Raw genomic sequence first — 21,098 nt, 5'->3', positions numbered from 1 at the left:
GATAAATGGGAGCATGCGGATAACACCTTTGCGCATTACGCACAGCCTGGAGCCACGATGCAGGGTTTGAATGAATTGAGTTTCAAGGCATTGCGCCTGTTTGTTGCCGTGCTGGACCACGGCAGCTTTTCGGAAGTGGCGCGTCGTGAAGGGCTGGCGCCCTCCTCTATTTCACGGCAAATCCAATTGATGGAACAGGCGCTCGGCCAGCAATTGCTCTACCGCCACACGCGTGCGGTCAGCCCTACCGAAGCCGGGCGGCTGCTGGGGCGCCATGCACGCTTGATGCTGGAACAGTTGGAGGCCGCCGGCCAAGCCCTGCAGGAGCAGGAAAGCGAGCCCAGCGGGCTGGTGCGCATCAACGCGCCGATGGTGTTTGGCCAACGCCACCTGTCACCGTGGCTGGGCGAGTTGTGCCGCCGTTACCCCAAGCTGCAACTGGATATCCAGCAAACCGACACCTACGTCGACCCGCTGCAAGACGGCACCGACCTGCTGTTTCGCATCGGCGTGCTTAACGACTCCAGCATGCAAGCGCGCATCTTCGCCCCCCAGCGTTTTCGACTTGCCGCCAGCCCCGCCTACCTGGCCCGGCATGGCACACCGCGCCACCCCGAAGAACTGGCCAACCACCAGTGCCTGGCCTACAAAGGCATCACCGGCCAGCAACGCTGGTTCTTCCGTCGCGGCCAGGGCGACTGGACGCCTTACAGCGTCAAAGGCCCCATCACCGGCAACCACGCCGACACCCTCACCCACGCGGCCGAGCAAGGCCTGGGGCTGGTGGTGTTCCCATCCTGGCTGATCGGCGAAGGCTTGCGTGCCGGCACCTTGCAGGCGGTGCTCACGGAGTACGACGTGGCGACCACGCTGGAGCCGCAGCAGATTGCCGCGCTATGGCCGGGCAGCCGGCGGCTGTCGCTGAAGGTGCGTACGGTGATTGATTATTTTGTGGAGTGTTTTGGGACGGTGCCGTATTGGGATCGGTGAGGTACCTCTCTCACTGGAAAAGCATTGGAAGGTAAAAATTCCTAGCAGGAAAAGTAGGCTCGTTCTGATTTTTCGGGCCACTATTTCCAGCCACCGTATGCCAGGCCAGACTCAGGCTACTTCCCCACAGGAGAGACGCCATGAATGCGCAGCGACACGTCATAACGGATCCAATAGACCCAACGAAAGCTCACGTCTCCAAGCTGGCTCATCAGGCCAGTACCGGCCAAATAATCATTATCACCAAGAACGGATGTGCGCTTGCCCAACCCGAGACAGCTGGGCAACACCGGGGGCAAAGAATTGGCGTAATGAAGGGAAAACTGACTGTCCCGGACGACTTTGATGCGCCATTGCCTGACGAGGTGCTCGATACGTTTCAGAAGGCTTTGATCTAAAACTCCGATCAAAACAACCACTGCCCAATCAACCACGCATTCGCACCACTGATCAGCGCAAACAGAAACCACGCCAGTAGCCGCGTGGGCAAGCGGTTAACGAATGGCCCCATCAGTTGCTTGTCGTCAGTCATGCGGATCAGCGGGTACAAGGCGAATGGCAGCTGCAGGCTAAGCACCACCTGGCTCAGAATCAGCAGTTTGCCAATGGCATCGTCGCCCATCAGCCAGACGCCCAGGAACGCCGGGATCAGCGCCAGCCCGCGCGTGATAAGGCGCCGCTGCCAGCACGGGATGCGCAGGTTGAGGTAACCCTCCATGATCACTTGCCCGGCGATGGTGCCGGTAAAGGTCGAGCTCTGTCCGGAGGCCAGCAAGGCAATGCCGAACAGGATGCTGGCAAAGGCGCCGCCCACCAAGGGGTCGAGCAGGTGATAGGCATCCTGAATCTCGACCACCTCGGTGTGGCCGGTCTTGTAGAACGCGGCGGCGGCCAGCACCAGAATCGCGGCATTGACCAGCAACGCCAGGGCCAGGGAGCCGATGGTGTCGATACGCGCCAGCTTGACCGCGTCCTGTTTGCTGGCGAGGTCTTTACCGATCAGGCGGGTCTGCACAATCGAGGTGTGCAAGTAGAGGTTATGCGGCATCACCGTGGCGCCGAGAATGCCGATAGCCAGGTACAACGGGGCTGCATCGCTGATGGCCGCCAGTGACGGGGTAAAACCGCTGAGCACGTCCGGCCAGTAGGGTTTGATCAACACCAGCTCGATAAAGAAGCACACGCCGATGGTTGCGACGAGCGCCAGCATGATCGCCTCAAGACGTCGGAAGCCGCGGTTTTGCAGGGCCAGGATCAATAGCGTGTCGAAGGCGGTGATGACAATACCGGTGGTCAGCGATACCCCGAGCAACAGGTGAAACGCCAGGGCGCAGCCGAGCACTTCAGCCAGGTCGGTGGCGATGATCGATATTTCCGCCAGCACCCATTGCGTGCGCGCGGAGCGTTTGCTGTAGCGCTCGCGGCACAGTTGCGCGAGGTCCTTGCCGGTGGCGATGCCCAGGCGTGAGCATAAGCACTGCACTGCCATGCCGGCCAGGCTGGCCAGCAACACCACGAATAACAGGCTGTAGCCGTAACGGGAACCGGCTTCGATGGCGGTAGCCCAGTTGCCGGGGTCCATGTAGCCGATGGAGATCAACAAGCCGGGGCCGGCAAACATCAGCGCCCGTTTGAAAAACGAAGCCTTGGGGTCAACGATAACGGAGCCGGCCACTTCCGGCGGGCAGAATGGGGCAGTGGCGATTTTCGGCAGGCTGAATTTCACGCGGTATCCCAGGCAAACACACAAGTCAGAGCCGCAGCTTATCAGTCCGACGCGACCGTGCGCATCACCGTTTCCCGGGGCAAGTCGAACGCTTCGACGACTTGCACCACCAGGTCCATCTCCTGGTTCAGCGCTTCGCGTTCCATGCGTTGGCGAATCATGCCAATCACCAGGACCGCCAAGGTGGTAATCGAATACGCCGGGCCGGAGAACGCGCGCACGCCCGTCACCAACAGCATCGCCGCCGCCAGCGCCTGGCCCACCACCGGAATTGCCGTGGCCGCGCCGCGCCGAAGCATAAACCCGGTGAACCCCGCCAACGCCGTGCCGCTCAGGGCGGTGGTGGCCGAACGGCCAAGGTCGATGCGTTGGAACAGGCCCTGTTCTTTTTGCGCGGCGGCGTTGAGTTCGGCGTCGAAGGCCTGGCGGTCGGCGCTGCTGAGTTTGTCCTTGTACTGCTCAATCAGTTTTTCCGCGACCTGTACTTCGATATCCGCCAGCACTATGGTTTCAAGCGGTTCATTGAACTTGATGCCCAGCCGCTGCGCGACATCTTCGGCGATCTGGCGATAACTCACGCCATGACCACGGGCGAGGTTCATAAAGCTGTCACCGCCCATGCGTTGCAATTCGATGGCCAGTTTCAGCGGTTCACGCACGTCGGCGTCGATCGAGGCACTGCGTTTTTGCGCCATCAACTCAGCCAGAAACTTAAGCTCCTCCGGGCGCGCCTGCACCAAGGCCGGAAACAGCTCCACGTCCTCCTCGGCAAAACGCGCTTCGCTGCTGCGCAGGTCGGCGCGGATCAGGCCACGCCGTTCCTGCAACAGGTCGGTGTACTGCACCACGGTTTTCAACTGCGGCCAGTACGCTGCGTGGTCGAAGGTGGCCAGGTGCACATTGGTGACCTTGGCCTTGAGCGCGGGCGTGACGTCGATCGCATACCGGCCTATGCAGCGCTCGGTGTCCGGCTTTATCGCCAGCGCCCAGTCCTTGCTGGAGTAGCAGTTGATCACGCGGCCCTTGAGCGGGGCCGTCACTTCATCCCAGGGGCTGGACGTACTGATGGCGCCGCCCATCAGCAACACATTGTTGAGCGGCAATTGGCGGGCGACCTCGGGGCTGGCCAGCAGACTCTTGACCAGGATACGCGCCCCAAGGGAATGCCCGATCAGGTTGATGCGCCGCACGGGCAGCGCTTCGCCGTGCAGGTAATGGGCAAGTTCAGGCAACAACGTCTTGGCCACTTCATCGACACGCGCCTCGACACTTTTGTAGTGGTCGAGAAAGTAGGCAATCGCACGGCCCACGCCCACAGTTGCCGCGCCCAGGCCGCCACCGCCGAGCATCGCGGTGATCACATCCTTGACCGGTGCAAACAGGTTTTCCAGAAAGTGCCCCGCCGGCCAGAACAACATCAGGTTGGTCGAGCCCTCGATGCTTGCCAGTTGTTGGGTGAAATTGCCCAGTTGCTGGCGGTTGAAGAAGGCCGAGTAACCGTGAACATAGAGATTGAGCACATCCCCCTGAGGCTCCCCACACAACAGGAACGTGGGCTTGCGGGTGCGGTGCATTTCATCCCACTGGTGTTGCATGGGCCGGTAACTCCTGGTGACGGTGGGCGGCGATAGTACCAAAGCAGAGCCGCCTGCAAGGTGAATCCTGACCAGCGTGTGAGTTTTTCAGAACAACGACACGGCCTTGGACTTGGCCAGGTAGCGCGCCGGGGAATCGCCCAGGTGCCGGCGAAACACCGCGGTGAAGGCGCTGGGGCTGCTGAAGCCCAATGCAAACGCGACCTCGGTGATCGAAGCGCTGTGGCTGAGTTGCGCCGTGGCCTCCAGCAGGCAGACTTGCTGGCGCCAGGCCACGAAGGTCATGCCGGTGCTCTCCTGGAAATGCCGGGTAAAGGTCCGCCGACTCATGCTCGACCAACCCGCCATTTGATCGAGGGACACGGTTTGCGCTGGCGCGTCCAGAAAGCGCTGGCAAGCCCGTGCCAGGCGCGGTTCAGCGGGCAACGGCGCACTGAGGGGCAAGGCCGGCAGCGTGCCGATTTCGTCGATCAACAGCGTCAATACGCAGTGCCGCCGCACCTCGGACGTTGCCGATGCCCCGCACGTCAATGCCGCTTCCAAAAGATGCCTGAGCAGCGGCGACACCTCGAACACCTGGCAGTGGCCCTGCAACCCTGCGCGCTCGGCCGCTTGTGCATCAAGGTAAGTATTGAGCATCACCACATCGCCGCGCATGTGCATTTCATGGGCAATGCCACCGGGTACCCAGATGGCCCGCTGCGGCGGCACCACCCAATTGCCCAGGTCGGTGAACATTCTTAACGCGCCGGTGGAGGCATAGGCAAACTGGCCGCGCCGGTGCGTATGCCGGGCAAACACGCTGCCGGACGGGTATTCACGCAGGGTCACAAGCGCTTCGGGGTCGTTGTCGTCAAAGGTCGGAATCATGGCCCGATCTTGTCAAAGTATGACCTGACATAGCAAGCGGGCCATTCGCCTGAGCCCTAGCATTCACCCCTTTGAAGCAACGGGTTCAAAGGAACGTCCATGCATAAGAAACACCTGGCACTTGCCCTCGTGGTCACGCTGGCCTGGGGGCTGAATTTTCCCATTACCAAACTGGGCTTGCGGGCCATCGACCCGTTTGTACTCACCGGCCTGCGCTTTGCCCTCGCCGCCTTGCCGTGGGTGTTCTTCACCAAGCGACCCGCCGTGCCATTCGCTTATGTGGCGGCTTACGGCGTCATCTTCGGCCTGGGTATGTGGGGTGTGATCAACTATGGCATCCAGCTTGGGGTGAGCCCGGGGATTGCCTCTTTGCTCATCCAACTCAGCGTGTTTTTCACCCTGGGTTGGGGCTGTGTGTTGTTCAAGGAGAAAATTCGCGGCGCGCAGTGGGCCGGGGCCTTTTTGGCCTTGATGGGATTAGCCGGAATCATCGCCAACCAGCAAGGCGAACACGCCGTGCTCGGCGTGCTGATGATTGTGTTCAGCGCACTGGCGTGGAGTATCGGCAACGTCATCATCAAGACATCCGAGGTTAAAGAAATCTTTTCCTTCATGGTCTGGGCCAGCCTGTTTCCGCCCATCCCGCTGTTCCTGATGGCCTGGTGGGTACACGGCGATGCGGCGTTTGTAAGCCTGCCCGCCAACCTTGACCTCACGGCCGTGTGGTCGCTGCTGTTTCAGGTTTACCTGGCCACGCACTTTGCCTACTGGGGCTGGAACACGTTGCTCAAGGCGTACCCGGTGTCCACGGTAGCGCCGCTGTCGCTGTTGATTCCGGTGTTCGGCATTGCCAGTTCGATGTTGATACTGGGCGAACGCGTTGGCACCGCGAACCTGGTCTTTATCGCAGTGATTATCAGCGGCTTGGCAGTCGGGCTCTATCGCAAACCGATTGTGCATACCGGTAGATAGTCATGGCAAAAACTCGGGATTTTGTTCGTGTATTCACTCTATTAGCATCCGTCGGGTCTTGTACTCAACCGAGGAAATACCATGAGCATGCCCGAATTTTTCGTCACCCCAGGCTATGGCGACACAATGCGCGAACGCCTGCACTATTCCCAAGCAGTGAAAATCGGCAACCGCGTAGAAACATCAGGCCAGGGTGGCTGGGACGATGAGTTGCAGATCCCCGCCGATCTCAGCGAAGAAATCGCCCAGGCTTTTCACAACCTGGAACGTACCCTGACCACCGCCGGCGCGGGTTGGGAGCATGTGATACACGTCAACTCCTACCATGTGGGCGGGTTTGCACCTGAGGTCAACGAAGCAATGGTGCAGCAATACCGGCGCTACATGCCCAACCATGCGCCGATCTGGACCCAAGTCGGCGTCGAGGCCCTGGGGCTGCCAACCATGCGCGTGGAGATCCGCGTCACCGCGATTATTCCGTGACCCCAAACGTGCGGATCACCCACTCGGTAAACACCTTGAGCCGTGCACTTTGATGGCGGTTGGGTGGGTAGAGGATATGCAAAGGCGTGGCCGGGCGTGACCAACCCGGCAGCACCTCAACCAACTGGCCGGTGTCGAGGTAATACTGCACGATCGACTTGAAGTGCTGCCCCACACCAAGGCCCGCGAGCAGCATTTCCTTGAGGCCGTTGCCTTCGTTAGTCGAAAAGGCGCAGTCGTTGACCTCGAAACGTTGCTGGCCCTGCTCAAAAATCAGCGGCTCCGGCTTGCCCGATCCAGCAAAAAAATAGCCGACCCTGAGGTGGTTGTTTACAAGGTCTTCGGGCGAACCCGGCAGGCCCTGGCGCGCCACGTAACTGGGTGCCGCACAGGTCAAGTATTCAAGGTCGGCCACCTTGCGCCCGATCATCCCCATGTCTTCCAGCTTGCCGGCACGAATCACGCAATCGGCGCCCTCCCCGACGATATTCACCGCACGGTCGCTGATGCCCAAGGCGATGGTGATATCGGGGTACTCACGATGAAAGTCCACCAGCGCCGGAATCAGCAGGCAGTTGGCAAACGAGGCCGGTGCGTCCACGCGCAGGTGCCCACCGGGCCTTAGGATCTGCCCGCGTGCGGCGCTGTCCACTTCATCCAGCTCAGCCACCAGCCGTCGCGCATGGCGGTAATACTCCAGCCCTTCAAGCGTGGGCGCCAGGGCGCGGGTGGTACGGTGCATCAGCTGGGTGCCCAGGTGTTTTTCCAGGTCAGTGATGAGTTTGCTGACGGTGGAGCGTGGCAGCGCCAACTGGTCGGATGCACGGCTGAATGAACCGGTGTCGACAACACGGACGAAGGCGCGCATGGCCAGGAGCTGATTCATCGGGGTGGTCCACTGTGACTTAGTGAGCGAAGTTGTCGATCTTGACCTGGCCATCCGGGAACGTCGCGATGATTTCCAGCTCACCGCCCATCGCCCGAATGTAGTCACGCAGCGTGCTGATGTACATGTCGGTACGTCGCTCCATCTTGGAAACCGCCGCTTGGTTGATATTCAGCGCCTTGGCCAGGCTTTCCTGGCTCAGCTGTTGGGCTTTGCGCAGCTCGTGCAGGGGCATTTCCTTGAGGTGCTGGCGGAACAGTAGCTCGGCCTCGGCACGCGACTCTGGGGTCATGCGCGCTTGAAGTTCAGCGAATTTTTTAGCCATGGTTACGGGCCTCTTTACGCAATGTTTGCAAATGGATGTCGTACACATTTTCGGCCAAGGGCACATGTACCTCGTACCACCTGGAGTCGGCGGCTTTATCGCCGCCGATCAGCAGGACAGCGCAGCGCCTGGGATCAAATGCATACAACACTCGATAGGGCCGGCCGGCATGCTTGACCCGCAGTTCCCGCAGGTTGCCATGCCGGGAGCCCTTGATATCACTGGTGTGGGGGAAGCCCAGGCCAGGCCCGAAAAGCCCCAGCAGATCAACGCTGGCAGACACAGAGACTTGTTCCTTTGCGCTCAGTTCATCCCACCATTCTGCGAATTCATCCGTGTATTCAATGTCCCAGTCCATGCGAATATGCCACCTAAGGAATATAAACTCAAGGGCATACTTTAGATTCGGACAAGGCAGTATTGCCAGTCGGGTTCCAGGCGAAATTGTTTGTACATCCTTCTGACCAGACGCAGGGCAACAACCCGGCCACCTGCGCAAAAGATCGAATAGCGTTAAGAAATATTTCCCCAAAAAAAACCGCCCTTTCGGGCGGTTAAAAGTACTCGGCTTTGATCAGAAACCGAGGGAGAAGCTGATCGTCATCGCATGGTCCTTATCGTTGCGCGACAGCTGGCCGGAATAGCCCAGGCCCAACTTGCCGTTCTGACTGATCTGGTAGTCCAGGCCTGCTTCCACCACCGCGCTGTCCTTGGCGATCGGCACACCTTGGGTGCTGAACGATGCGCCGCCGTTGACAAAGCTCAGGTCGGCATCCGGCTTGGTGTCGCCAAAGGCATGACGCCAGCCGATGCTGCCCCGTGGGGTGATTTTCGAGCCGTTGCCCAGGGTGATGGTCTGGCCGATACGCACGCCCAGGGTCGAGAAGGTCACGTCCTGATCGGCATCGCCGCGCAGGGCCGCCGAGCCGCCTTTTTCCTTGAGGGTGTCGCTGTCGTAGTTGACGTAGGCCAGGCCGGCGAACGGTTCTACTACCACCTTGCCGGTTTCAATGGTGTAGCCCACTTCACCGAACACTTGTGCGCTGCGCGCTTTGTAGTCGGCTTTGAGGCGTTGGCCCACGCCGCCTACGGCCACGTCGCGTTTGCTTTCGATGTCGTGCCAGCTGTACGCCACGCCCATGCGAGCGGCGAAGGCTTCCTGTTGGTACGCGGTGTAGGCCATCAAGTGGTAGCTGTCGACGTCGGCGCTGGAGCTGCGGCGCTTGGCGTCCAGGTCGCTGCGGGTGTAGCCGGCGGCCACACCGACGCGCCAGGCGTCATCCACTTGTTTATCGGTGCCGAGCAGGAAGCCGCCGAGGTTGCGGTCCAGCTTGGCGGTGTTGCTGTCGCCGCCCATGTGACCCCAGGTGCCCAGTACGCGCATCCAGCCGACCATCTCGCCGTGGCAACCGGCGCTGCTCAGGCGGTTCTCGCTGGGTGCCAGGCTGTTGCGTGGGTCGTCTTCGCGGTAGCAGCCCGGTTGGCGCAGGCGCTCGTTGACGGCGTCCCGCACGTAACGTGAGTCTTCAAGCATGGCGCTGGCGGTGCTGGCGTGAATCTCTCCGGACAAGCTGTCGAAGGCGGCACGCGCCCCGGCGGCATCGGAGTTGAGCAGCGCATTCTGCACCGCCGCGCCGCCTACCGCAGCACCGCTGTCCAACGCGGCGGCCACGCCACGTTGGTTACCGGTAGCAGCCACGCTGGCGTAGCTGACGTTGTTGCGGCTAACCGCCAGCGCCACCTGAGTCGGGCTGTAGTTCAACGCGGTATTGAGGAATGCCAGGTTCTCCAGGTTGGTGGTGCTGAAGGTGCCGTTCACCGCGCCCGCCGTGAGCAGCGTGTAGGTAGCCGGGCCGGCGTACGGCGCCAGGTTGACCACATTCAGGCTGCCACCCAGGTTCGCCGTCCCACCCACCGCCAGGGAACTGGTCACCGAAGGCGTGATCACCAGATTCAGCGCACCGGTACTGCCGTTAGTGAAGTTACCGGCCACCGTCAGCTTGCCGTTATCAGGTGTGACGCTGCCGTTGTTGACCAACGCGCCGACGCTGCCGTTGCCGGTCAGGCCCGCGCCGTTGGCGACGCTCACCTGCCCACCGAACACCGTGCCTGGGTTGGCCGCGTTGCCGACTTGCAGTACGCCCTGGTCCACCGCCACGGTGCCGCTGAACGGCTGATTGCCGGTCAGCAACAACGCGCCTGCGCCTTGTTTGGTGATGTTGCCGGCTCCGCTCAATACGCCATTAAAGGTGCCGTTAGTGGGTTGCACAAACAGCAGCTGCGCATTGTTGAGGATGCGACCCTGCAAGCTCAGCGTGTTACCGGCCAGCGTACCGCCACTGACGGTCGTGCCACCGGAGTAGGTGTTGGCGCCGGTCAACAGCAAGGTGCCGGCATCAAGTTTGTTGATCGCCCCGGCCCCCACGATTGGCGCGGCCACTTCGGTAGTGACGCCCGAATTGACACGCACCACTGCGGTACCGGTTGGAGACAGCGTGCCACCAGCGCCTGCTGTCAACGTGTAACCAGGGTCAAGGAATTGCAGGCCAGTAAAGCCTTGATTACCGACCACGGTGACCGTACCGCCCTGCCCGCCGAACACGGCGAACTGGTTGTTCGACACCTGGCCCTGGGTGCCGGTTGGATCGGTCCAGTTGACGCCTGGGCCCCAGGTGCCGCTGCCGCCAGTGATGGTGCCGTCCGGGTTGGTGGTGCCGCCGTTCCAGAACTGGATTTGCCCTGGCGTGGTTTGCACCAGCAGGTTCAGTTGGTTGGCCAGCGCCGTTTGCAGGCTCAGGTTGCCCAGGCCGACCGGCAGCGAGCCGAGGGTCAGGCCGTTGTCGGTCAAGGCGCCGCCGTAGCGGAACAGTTGATAAACGCCGAGGCCAAAGCCACCGGCATCGGTAACGTTTAGGGTGCCGTCGAGGGTCAGGTTACCCGCCACATTCACCGCCGTGGTGGACGCGCCGGGTGCGCCGAGGGCGAAGTCCAGGGCGGTACCCGACGACAACGCCAGCGAACCCACCGACAGAGGTGTTGCCGCACCTGCCTTGAGGGTCGAGCCATCGGCCATCGTCACCGCGCCGCCCAGGCTGCCGCTGCCGCCGAGGGTTGCGCCGCTGGCCACCTGCACCGCTGCGCTGTTCAAGCTGCCGTTGACCAGCAGGCTGCCGGCGTTGACGTTGGTGTTGCCGGTGAAGGTGTTATTGCCGCTCAACAGCAACGCGCCGGTGCCGGTTTTATTCAGCACGCCTGCGCCGGTGAGGTTACCGGTGTAGGTGCCATCGGTGCCCTGTTCGAAGGTCAGGGCAGCATTGTTGGCAATCGCGCCTTGCAGGCTGTTGGTGTTGCCGGTGGTGGTGCCGCCGTTAAGAGTGGTGCCGCCGCTGTAGGTGTTGGCGCCGGTCAACAGCAGCGCGCCGTTGCCGTTTTTCACCAGGCTGCCGGTGCCGCTGAGCACGCCGTTGAGGGCCAGGTCATGGCTGCCGGCCAGGGTCAGCGGGCCGCCCAGGCTGATCGCGTTGGCCAGTTGCAGGTCGGTGCTGCCATCCAGCGCCGCAGCGCCGCCCACAGTGAGTGCGCCGCTGCCCAGTGCGGCGTTATTGCCCAGGATCAGTTGACCGGCATTCAGGCCGGTGCCACCGCTGTAGGTGTTGGCGCCGTTGAGGGTCAGGGTTGCCGCGCCTTTTTTCAGCAGGCTGCCATTGCCGCTGATACCACCGTTAAGCGTCAGCGCATTGCTGCCGCCGATGACGAGCGCACCATTGAGTACCGCCGCGTTGCCAAGTGTGACGGCCGCGTTGCTGTCCAGAGTGGTGCCGTCGGCCGCCGTCAGTGCACCACTGCCCAGCGCGCTGTTATTGCCGACTACCAGCGTACCGCCATTCAGCGCGGTGCCGCCGGTATAGGTGTTGGTGCCGTTAAGCACCAAGGTGCCAGTGTCGAGTTTGGCCAGGGTGCCGGCGCCGCCGAGGGTGACGCCCAAGGTAGCGGTGGCGTTCGGGTCGACACGGATCGCCGTGTTGCCGGTGCCGCCATTCACCAGGTTGAGCACGCCTGCCGTGCCCGAGGCCAGGTTGTAGCCATCGGTGACGAACTGCAGGCCGGTGATGTTTTGCGTACCGTCAACCGTCACGTTGCCCGCTGTGCCCTGGAACACTGCAAAGCTGTTGTTCCAGTTCTGGTTCAGGGTGCCGTCAACGTTGGTCCAGTTGGTGGCGCCCGTACCCCAGGTGCCGTTGCCGCCGTCGATGGCGCCGTTGCCGATCAGGTTGGCGCCGTCCCAGAACTGCACGGTGGTGTTGGGCGCAGTCACCAGCAGGTTGACCTTGTTGCTGATGGCCGTCTGCACTTGCACATCACCCGGAATCACACTGCCCGGCAACGTGCCGAGGGCCAGGCCGTTATTGGTGAGTGCCCCGCCGTAGTTGATGATGTTGTAGACGCCGCTGCCAAAGCCGCCGATATCAGTGACATTAAGCTTACCGCCCAAGGTCAGATCGCCGCCGACATTCAGCAGCCCGCTGCCACCGCCTACCACCGGCACACCGAGGCCGACATCCAGGTTGGCGTTATTGCCCAGCACTAGCGAGCCTACCGACAGCGTGCTGCCGGAGGTCAGGCCGATATGCCCGCCATCGGCCACTGTTACCGCGCCCGCCAGCGAACCGCTGCCGGTCAGCGTCGCGCCGGTATTGACCGCTACTGTGCCGCTGGCCAGCGAGCCGCCGACATTCAAGGTGCCGCCATTGACGTTGGCGGCGCCACTGATGCCATTGGTGCCGCTCAGGTTGAGCACACCGCTGCCGTTTTTATCCAGGTTACCGGCACCGCTGAGCGTGCCTGCGAAGGTGTTGTCGAGGTTGCTGCCACCCACTGCCAGCGTGCTGCCGCCCGCGACTTGAACAGCACCGTTGCCGGCCAAGGTATTGAGGCCGGCATTGCCACCCAGGTTGAGGCTGGCACCGCTGCCGACGTTGACGCCGGAGGTGTTGCCCAGCGCGCCGTTGCCCATGGTGGTCACACTGCCGCCGAGCACATTGAGTGGGCCGGTGAAGGTGTTGTTACCGCTGAGCAGCAAGTCTGCCGCGCCATTTTTGATCAGCGCCGCATTGCCCGCCAGCACACCGGCCAGGGCCAGGTTGTTGTTACCGGCCACACTGAGGTCGGCGTTCAGGTTGACAGCGTTCGCCAGTACCAGCGGCACGTTGTTGTCCAACGTACTTGCGCCAGTGACGGTCACGGCGCCGGAACCCAGGCCCGTGGCATTGCCGACCGTCAACGTACCGGCCGCGAGGGTGGTGCCGCCGCTGTAGGTATTAGCGCCGTTGAGAGTCAGGTTGGCAGTGCCATTCTTGACCAGCGAACCGGTGCCATCGACCACACCGCCAAGCGCCAGGTCGTTGCTGCCCAGGACGGTCAGCGCAGCATTGAGCGTGGTGTTATTGGCCAGCACCACTGCGGCACTGGTGTCCAGCGTCGCTGCACCATTGACGGCCAGGCCGCCGGTGCCAAGTGCCGAACCATTGCCCAGCACCAAGCCACCCGCGTTCAACTGCGTACCACCCAGGTAGGCATTGCTGCCGTTGAGTGTCAGGTTGCCCGCCCCACTTTTAGTCAGGCTGCCAGCACCGGTGACCAACCCATCAAGGGTCAGGTCGGCGCCGCCGAGAATGCCCAGGTTGCCTGCCAGGTTCACGGCATTGGCCAGGGTGACTGCACTGCTGGTATCCAGTGTGGTGCCGGCTGCCGCATTCAGCGCGCCGGTGCCCAGCGCCGTGTTGGAAGCCAGGATCAGCCCGCCAGCATTCAACGCAGTCGGCCCTGCATAGGTGTTGTTGCCGCTCAAGGTCAGGCTGGCGATGCCGTTTTTGATCAGGCTGCCGGTGCCGGCCACGGTGCCGGCCAGGGTCAGCGCATTGCTGCCGCCGACCGTCAGCGTGCCGTTGACGTTCACAGCATTGGCCAGGCTGACAGCGGTATTGCTGTCCAGCGTGGTGCCATTGGACGTGGTCAACGCACCGCTGCCCAACGCGCTGTTGTTGCCGACCACCAACGTACCGCCATTGAGTGCGGTGCCGCCGGTGTAGGTGTTGGCGCCATTGAGCACCAAGGTGCCCGCATCCAGCTTGGCCAGGGTGCCGCCGCCATTGAGGGTGACGCCCAGGGTGGCGGTGGCATTCGGGTCAACGCGCACGGCGGTGTTGCCGCCGGTGCCGTTGAACAAGGTCAAGGCCCCCGCCGTGCCGCCGACCACGTTGTAGCCGTCAGTGACGAATTGCAGGCCGGTAATCGCTTGGGCGCCGTCGACGGTGACAGTACCAGCAGCGCCTTGGAAGACCGCAAAGCTGTTTGGCGCCCAGGCGGCGTTGAATGAACCGTTGACGCCAGTCCAGTTGGTGGCGCCGCTTGTCCAGGTACCGCTGCCGCCCTCGATGCTGCCGTTCCCGGCGGTCTGGCTGCCGTCCCAGAACTGTACGGTGGTGTTGCCGTTGACCAGCAGGTTGATCTGGTTGCCGATCGCTGTTTGCAGGTCGAGGTCGGTGGCCGGGATATTCACCGGCAGGCTGCCCAGTTGCAGGCCGTTATTGGTCAGGCCGCCGGTGTAGTCGATCAAGCGGTAGATACCGGGGCCGAAGCCACCGATATCGCTGACATTCAACGTGCCGTCCAGGGTCAGGTTACCGCCCACATGAATCAAGGCCGTACCGCCGGTAGACGGCGCGCCGAGCCCGGCATCGAGGTTGGAGTTGGCATTGAGTACCAGGGAGCCGAGCGTCAGGGTATTGCCCGAGTTGACCGCCAGGTGGCCGCCGTCGGCAATGTTCACACTGCCCAGCACACTGCCGGTGCCGCCGAGGGTGGCACCGCTGGCCACGCCCACGTTCACACTGGCCAGCGAGCCGTTGACCAGCAGGCTGCCGGCGTTGACCTGGGTGTCGCCGGTCAACACGCTGAGGCCGCCGAGGGTCAAGGCGCCACTGCCGATTTTGTTGAGACCGCCCAGCCCGGCGAGTACGCCGCCAAAGGTGCTGTCGAGGTTATTGCTGCCGACACTCAAGGTGCTGCCGGTGCCGACTACGGCGACGCCGTTGCCGGTGAGCTCACCCAGGCTGGCCGAGCCGCCGAGGTTCAACTGCGTACCGCTGCCCAGGTTGACCCCGGCGCCTGCGCCCAGCGCGCCATTGCCCACGGTGGTCAGGCTGCCGGCTTGCACATCGAACAGGCCGGAGAAGGTGTTGTTACCGGTCAGGGCCAGGTCGCCAGTGCCGGTTTTGATCAGGTTGGCGCTCCCTCCCACCACACCGGCCAGCGTCAGGTTGTTATTCAGGCTGCCCACCGTCAGGTTGGCGTTGAGGTTGACCGCATTGGCCAGCACCAGTGGCGTGCCATTGCTAAGGTTGGCCGCACCGCCCACCGTCAAGGCGCCCGTCCCGAGCGCTGTCGCGGTGCCCAGGGTCAAGGTACCTGCATTGAGGGTCGTGCCGCCGCTGTAGACGTTGGGGCCATTGAGGGTCAGGTTGGCAGCGCCGTCCTTGATCAGCGTGCCAGTGCCGGTGAGCACGCCGCCGAGAGTCAGGTCATTGTTGCCTGCCACCGTCAAGGCCGCATTCAGCACAGCACCATTGCCGATGCTCAGCGCGCTGCTGTTATCCAGCGTCGACGCGCCAGCCACCGTCAGGTTGCCCAGGCCCAGCGCGAGGTTGTTGCCCAGGGTCAAGGTACCCGCGTTCAGCGTCATGCCGCCGAGGTAGGTATTGGCGCCATTGAGGATCAGGTTGGCTGCGCCATTTTTTGTCAGGCTGCCTGCGCCCGTGATCGCGCCGCCGAGGGTCAGGTCGGCCGTGCCGCCGACACTCAGGTTGCCGCCAAGACCAATCGCGTTATTAACCGTGACCGCCGTGCTGGCATCCAGCGTCGTGCCGCCTGCTGCATTCAAAGCGCCAGCGCCCAAGGCATTGTTGGCGGCCAGGATCAGCCCACCTGCGTTCAGGGCCACCGGCCCCAGGAAGGTGTTATTTGCGCCCAGGGTCAAAGTGGCCGCGCCGTTTTTGATCAGGCCGCCAGCGCCGCTGATCCCGCCATTAAGGGTCAGTGCGTTGCTGCCCGCGACAGTGGTGTCGCCGTTCAACAGCACCGCATTGCCCAACGTAACCGCGGCATTACTGTCCAGTGTCGTCCCGGCCGCTGTGGTCAACAGGCCGCCGCCCAGTGCGGTATTGCTACCGACGATAAGCGTACCGCCATTGAGCAAGGTGCCGCCGGTGTAGGTGTTGGTGCCGTTGAGCACCAGGGTGCCGGTGTCGAGCTTGTTGAGGGTGCCGGCGCCATCGATATTGACGCCAATGGTCGCGGTTGCGCCCGGATCTACACGCATCGATACATTGCCACTGCCGCCATTGATTGCAGTCAACTGCCCGCCTGCGCCGCTGACCAGGTTGTAGCCATCGGTCGCAAACTGAAGACCGGTAAAGGCTTGCGGGCCTTGCACAGTGACCGTACCGGCAGCACCGGTGAACACCGCAAAACCGCTGGCCCAAGGTGAGTTGGTCAGGCCATCGGCGGACGTCCAGTTGGTACCGCCGGCGGTCCAGATGCCAGTGCCGCCATCCACCACGCCATTGGCGACAGCTTGGCTGCCGTCCCAGAAGCGGATATTGGGCGCCGAGACCACCAGATTGACCTGGTTGCCGACCGAGGTTTGTACCAGCAGATCGCCCAGGCCATAACCCACGGGAACACCGGCAACGGTCAGCGCACCGGTCAGGCCGCCGGTGTAGTTGATCAGGCGATAGGTGCCCGCGCCAAAACCACCGGCATCGGTGACGTTCAGGTTGCCGGCTAGCGCCACGTTACCGCCGACATTGAGCAAGGACGTGAGGGATGGCGCACCGAGGGCAACATCCAGGTTGCCACCGGCGACCATGTTCAGCGCGCCGGCCGACAAGGTATTGCCGCTGCTCAACGCCAGATGGCCGCCGTTGTTGACATTCAACGCGCCCAGCAGCGAACCGGTACCGGTCAGCGTGCCGCCGTTGTTGACGTTGACCTGGGCGCTGGCCAGGGAGCCGCTGAGGTTCAAGGTGCCTGCGTTGATCGCCGTGTTGCCAGTGACGCCATTGATACCAGTAAGGTTGAGGGTGCCGGTGCCGACCTTGATCAGCCCGCCCGTACCACTCAAGTCACCATCAAACGTACTGGAGGTGTTGACCCCACCGACGGTCAAGGTGTTGGCGCCACTCAGTTGCACGCCACCGCTGCCGCTCAAGCCGGCCAGGCTGACGTCGGCGGCCAGGTTGACCCCGGCACCTGCACTTACGTTAACCCCGGAAGTGCTGCCCAAGGCATTGGCGTTGAGCAGCGTCAGGCTGCCGGAGACCACGTCTACGGCGCCGGTGAAGGTGTTGTTGCCGACCAGGGCCAGGTCGGACAAGCCATTTTTGATCAGGGTGCCAGCGCCACTGACCACGCCGTTCAGGCTCAGGTCGTTGTTGCCGGCGACTGTGAGGTCAGCGTTCAGCGCAATGGCATTGCCGAGGCCAAACGACGCGCTGTTGTCCAGGGTCGCCGCGCCGCCGACGGTCAAGGCACCGCTGCCCAGGCCATTGGCGTTGCCCAGGGTCAAGGACCCGGCATTGAGGGTGGTGCCGCCGCTGAAGGTGTTGTTGCCGTTGAGGGTCAGGTTGGCCAGGCCATTTTTGCTCAGCGGCCCAGCCCCACTGAGCACACCCGCCAGGGTCAGGTTATTGGTACCGCCTACGGTCAACCCGGCGTTGAGCACAACGTTATTGCCCAGGTTGAATGCCGCGCTGGTGTCCAGCGTCGACGCGCCGCCAACGGTCAAGTTACCCAGACCCAGGGCTGAGTTGGAGCCGGCCGTGAGGGTGCCAGCATTGAGCGTGGTGCCCCCGAGGAAATTGTTGGGGCCGTTGAGTAACAGGTTGGCCGCGCCGTTTTTAGTCAGGCTGCCAGCGCCATTGACCGTACCGGCCAGCGTCAGGTCGGCGGTGCCGCCGATGCCCAGGTTGCCGGCCAGGTTGACTGCGTTGTTCAACGTGGCAGCGGCGTTGGCATCCAGCGTGGTCCCGCCTGCCGCATTCAAGGCCCCGGCGCCCAGCGCGCCGCTCGCCCCCACCACCAGCTTGCCGGTATTCAACGCCGTGTTGCCCAGGTAGGTGTTCGCGTGGTTGAGCACCAGGTCGCCCGTGCCGTTTTTGATCAGGCCGCCGACGCCGGCCACCGTGCCGCCCAGGGTCAGTGGATTCACACCGGCGATGGTCAGGTTGCCACCCAGATTGACGTTGTTGCCCAGGCTCACCGCTGCACCGCTTTGCAACGTGGTGCCTGCCGCCGCGTTCAATGCGCCGGTGCCGATTGCCGTGTCAGACCCGACCACCAGCGTCCCGATATTCAGCGCAGTGGGGCCGGTGTAGGTATTGGCACCGTTAAGCACAAGGTCGGCCGCACCGTTTTTAATCAGGCCGGCTGCACCGCTGAGGACCCCGCCGAGGGTCAGCGCATTCGCGCCGCCCGCCGTCAGGTTGGCATTCAGGGTAATTGCGTTGTTAAGGCTCAGCGCCGCAGTACTGTCCAGGCTGCCCGCGCCCGCCACGGTCAGTGCGCCAGTGCCCAGTGCCGCAGCGTTGCCCAGCGTGAGGCCGCCGGCGTTCAACAGCGTGCCGCCTTGATAGGTGTTGGCGGCACCGAGCACCACATTGGCCACGCCGTTTTTGATCAGCGCCGAAGTACCGCTGATCACGCCGCTCAATGTCAGTGGGTTGGTGCCGACCAGGGCCAGGTTGGCGCCCAGGTCGATGGCATTGGCCAGGTTGACCCCACCGCCGTTGTCCAGCGCCGCAGCGCCGGTCACATTCAATGCACCAGTGCCCAGCGCGCCGCTGTTGCCAACGCTCAAGGTGCCGGCACTGAGCGTGGTACCGCCCTGGAAGGTATTCACGCCGTTGAGGTTCAACGTCGCGGCGCCGGTCTTGGTGAGGCCGCCGGTGCCGCCGACGACGCCAGTGAGGCCGAGGTTATTGCTACCGGCAATATTCAGGTTGCCGGTCAGGTTCAGCGCATGGTTGACGATCAAGGCTGCGCTGGAATCCAAGGTGGTGTTGTCAGCGGTGTTCAAGGTGCCGCCAACCCCCAGGGCCGTGTTATTGCCCAGCGTGAGGGTGCCGGCATTGAGGTTGGTGTCGCCGGTAAAGGTGTTGGCGCCGCTGAGCGTCAACCCGGCGGTACCGTTTTTGTTCAGGCTGCCCGCGCCGGAAATCACCCCGCCTAGGCCGAGTGCCTGGCTGCCGCCCAAGGTCAGGGCGCCGGTCAGGTTGACAGCGTTGGCGAGCGTGACCGCTGTCGTGGTATCCAGCGAAGTGCCCGCAGCCGTGTTCAGCGCGCCCGTACCCAGAGCAGTGTTGGCGCTGAGCAGCAAGCCGCCGGCATTGAGCGACGTAATGCCGGTGCGGGTGTTGTTGCCGGCCAGGGTCAGCAGGCCCGCGCCGGTTTTGGTCAGGCCGCCAACGCCGGACATCACACCGCTCAAGGTCAGTGGGTTGGCGTTGACCAGGCTGAGATCGCCGGTCAAGACCACGTTGTTGTTCAGTAACGAGGCGCCGCTGGTGTTCAGGCTGGCAGTGCCCGTCACATTCAGGTTGCCGCTGCCCAGGGCATTGTTATTGCCCAGCACCAGCGTGCCGGCGCCCAGGCTGGTGGCGCCGCTGAAGCCGGTGTTGATGCCATTGAGCGTCAGGCTGCCCGCGCCACTCTGGGTAAGCCCACCGTTGCCGGTAAGGGTGCCGTTCAGGTTCAGCGTACCGGCCACATCGGTGATCAGGTTGCCGGTCAGGGTGAGCGCGTTCGCAAGGTTGACGGTACCGGGCGCCTGCAAGGTCGTTGCGGCCGTGACGTTAACTGCGCCGCTGCTCAGTGCCAGGTCATTGCCCAACTGAACCGAACCGCCGGACAGCGTGGTGGCACCGGTGTAAGTGTTGGCGGTATTGAGGATCAGTTGCCCCGTGCCCGCCTTGGTCAAGCCGCCGGTGCCCGAGAGCACGCCGCCCAGGGTCAGCCCGGTATTGGCGCCCTGCACCGTCAACCCGCCGGTGCCCAGCGTAAGCAAGTTAGCCAGCGTCAGGTTGTTGGCCGTTGCCTCGATAATCCCGCCATTGGCGGTGATTGCCCCAGTACCGAACGTCGCACTGTTATCGAACTGCGAAATGCCGCCATTGAGCGTTGTACTGCCGCTCACCAACGGCCCCTGCAGCGTCCAGGTGCCACCGTTGATGGTCAGGTTGTTGAAGTTGACATAGGTGGCGCTGGACGCCGTGCCGGTGCCGCTGCTACCGGTGGCACCGGGGTTTTGCAGGATCAAGGTGTTGCTGCCGTTTGCGCCGCCATCCACCTGGCCGGTGGGTGCAAACGTCAGGTTCACACCTATCAGACCGCCGAGACTCAGGCCAATACCGCCACCCGAGGACACGCTCGACCCGGTCACAGCAGTAAAGGTGTTAGTGCTGTTGGCACCCATCGACACGCCGCCGGAAATGATCCCGGTGTTGACGAACGTGTTACCCGCAGCGGACGTCTCGAAGGCAACCCGCCCGGTGAGCGTACCGCTGTTGGTCATGTTGACCTGGCCGCCACCCTGCACTGCGACCACTGGCGTGTCAGAGGCAAACAACGAAAGCCCCAGCAAGGCGTTGGAGCCGAGGGTGCCGGCGTTGGTGAGGTTGGTGGTGCCCCCGACGCCATTGGTGACGTTCAGCGCCGCGCCCGCCAATGAAGTCAGGTTGAGCCCCAGCAATGCGCCGGTACCGCGGATGATCCCGGTGGCCGTGTTGGTGATATTCACCGTGCTGGCCGCGGTATTGCCCACCACCACACCGCCACTGAGCACGGATACAAGCCCGAGTAGCGCCGGGTCGATGGTGCCGGAATTGTTCAGTGTTGTGTTGTTACCGATCAGGTTCAACGCAATGCCGCCCAGCGTTGCATTGAGCTGCGCGCCCGGGTTGACGTTGACCGTCAGGTTATTCACCGCACTGGAGAAGGTATTCAGAAACAGCGGTAACGACGGCACCCCCGTGCATGTCACAGTGGCGCCCGCCGTGGGGATTGCGGGCGTGCAGGCGGCCATCGCTTGCGGGCTTGCAAGGCCCATCACCAGCCCCGCTACGCCTAGGCGGATCGCAAGTGAAAGCGCAGAAATACGAGGTGCAACGGCAGTAGCAAGTCTTCTATCCACGCTCA

At 62.9% G+C, this 21,098-nt stretch carries 11 protein-coding genes; 4 read left to right on the top strand and 7 right to left on the bottom strand.

Annotation, left to right across the window (positions count from 1 at the left end; all coding sequences use genetic code 11):
* Positions 1–57 precede the first annotated feature (57 nt).
* Both K0H48_RS11810 and K0H48_RS11805 read left to right on the top strand, forming a co-directional pair.
* Positions 58–990, top strand: a complete 933-nt coding sequence (locus K0H48_RS11810; RefSeq protein ID WP_219267588.1) for a LysR family transcriptional regulator — start codon at positions 58–60, stop codon at positions 988–990.
* Between the two features lie 140 nt (positions 991–1,130).
* Entirely contained in the window at positions 1,131–1,388 is a 258-nt protein-coding gene (locus K0H48_RS11805; RefSeq protein ID WP_219267587.1) for a type II toxin-antitoxin system Phd/YefM family antitoxin, read from the top strand.
* 8 nt (positions 1,389–1,396) lie between these two features.
* Here the strand turns inward: K0H48_RS11805 and K0H48_RS11800 are convergent, their stop codons facing one another.
* The 3 genes from K0H48_RS11800 to K0H48_RS11790 all read right to left on the bottom strand — a co-directional run bounded on the left by K0H48_RS11800 (position 1,397) and on the right by K0H48_RS11790 (position 5,181).
* Positions 1,397–2,716, bottom strand: coding sequence for an Nramp family divalent metal transporter (locus K0H48_RS11800; protein ID WP_017139624.1), 1,320 nt, complete (start codon positions 2,714–2,716; stop codon positions 1,397–1,399).
* A 41-nt stretch (positions 2,717–2,757) separates the two neighbouring features.
* Positions 2,758–4,311: a DUF726 domain-containing protein gene (locus tag K0H48_RS11795; RefSeq protein WP_219267586.1), complete on the bottom strand. Its 1,554-nt coding sequence runs from the start codon at positions 4,309–4,311 to the stop codon at positions 2,758–2,760.
* An 87-nt stretch (positions 4,312–4,398) separates the two neighbouring features.
* Positions 4,399–5,181 (bottom strand): helix-turn-helix domain-containing protein, encoded by a 783-nt coding sequence (locus tag K0H48_RS11790; RefSeq protein ID WP_219267585.1) that lies wholly within the window; start codon positions 5,179–5,181, stop codon positions 4,399–4,401.
* Positions 5,182–5,280: 99 nt separating this feature from the next.
* Here K0H48_RS11790 and K0H48_RS11785 point away from each other — a divergent pair, with 99 nt between their 5' ends.
* Positions 5,281–6,153, top strand: a complete 873-nt coding sequence (locus K0H48_RS11785) for an EamA family transporter (RefSeq protein ID WP_219267584.1) — start codon at positions 5,281–5,283, stop codon at positions 6,151–6,153.
* Between the two features lie 81 nt (positions 6,154–6,234).
* Positions 6,235–6,636, top strand: coding sequence for a RidA family protein (locus K0H48_RS11780; protein ID WP_219267583.1), 402 nt, complete (start codon positions 6,235–6,237; stop codon positions 6,634–6,636).
* On the opposite strand, the gene K0H48_RS11775 is transcribed toward K0H48_RS11780, so the two are convergent.
* The 4 genes from K0H48_RS11775 to K0H48_RS11760 all read right to left on the bottom strand — a co-directional run bounded on the left by K0H48_RS11775 (position 6,626) and on the right by K0H48_RS11760 (position 21,093).
* Entirely contained in the window at positions 6,626–7,522 is an 897-nt protein-coding gene (locus tag K0H48_RS11775; RefSeq protein ID WP_219267582.1) for a LysR family transcriptional regulator, read from the bottom strand. The genes K0H48_RS11780 and K0H48_RS11775 overlap by 11 nt on opposite strands.
* A 19-nt stretch (positions 7,523–7,541) precedes the next feature.
* Positions 7,542–7,847 carry an XRE family transcriptional regulator gene (locus tag K0H48_RS11770; protein WP_138815098.1) on the bottom strand — a complete coding sequence of 102 codons (306 nt, stop codon included), beginning with the start codon at positions 7,845–7,847 and terminating at the stop codon, positions 7,542–7,544.
* Positions 7,840–8,205 (bottom strand): type II toxin-antitoxin system RelE/ParE family toxin, encoded by a 366-nt coding sequence (locus K0H48_RS11765; protein WP_219267581.1) that lies wholly within the window; start codon positions 8,203–8,205, stop codon positions 7,840–7,842. The genes K0H48_RS11770 and K0H48_RS11765 overlap by 8 nt, the downstream gene beginning before the upstream one ends.
* Before the next feature lie 216 nt (positions 8,206–8,421).
* Complete coding sequence (locus K0H48_RS11760) at positions 8,422–21,093, bottom strand: autotransporter-associated beta strand repeat-containing protein (RefSeq protein ID WP_219267580.1); 12,672 nt, start codon at positions 21,091–21,093, stop codon at positions 8,422–8,424.
* Positions 21,094–21,098: the final 5 nt, after the last annotated feature.

Source organism: Pseudomonas sp. Xaverov 259, from assembly GCF_019352915.1.
GTDB lineage: Bacteria > Pseudomonadota > Gammaproteobacteria > Pseudomonadales > Pseudomonadaceae > Aquipseudomonas.
The sequence above is the reverse complement of the archived record's forward strand: the minus strand, read 5'-3'. Positions and strand labels throughout refer to the sequence as shown.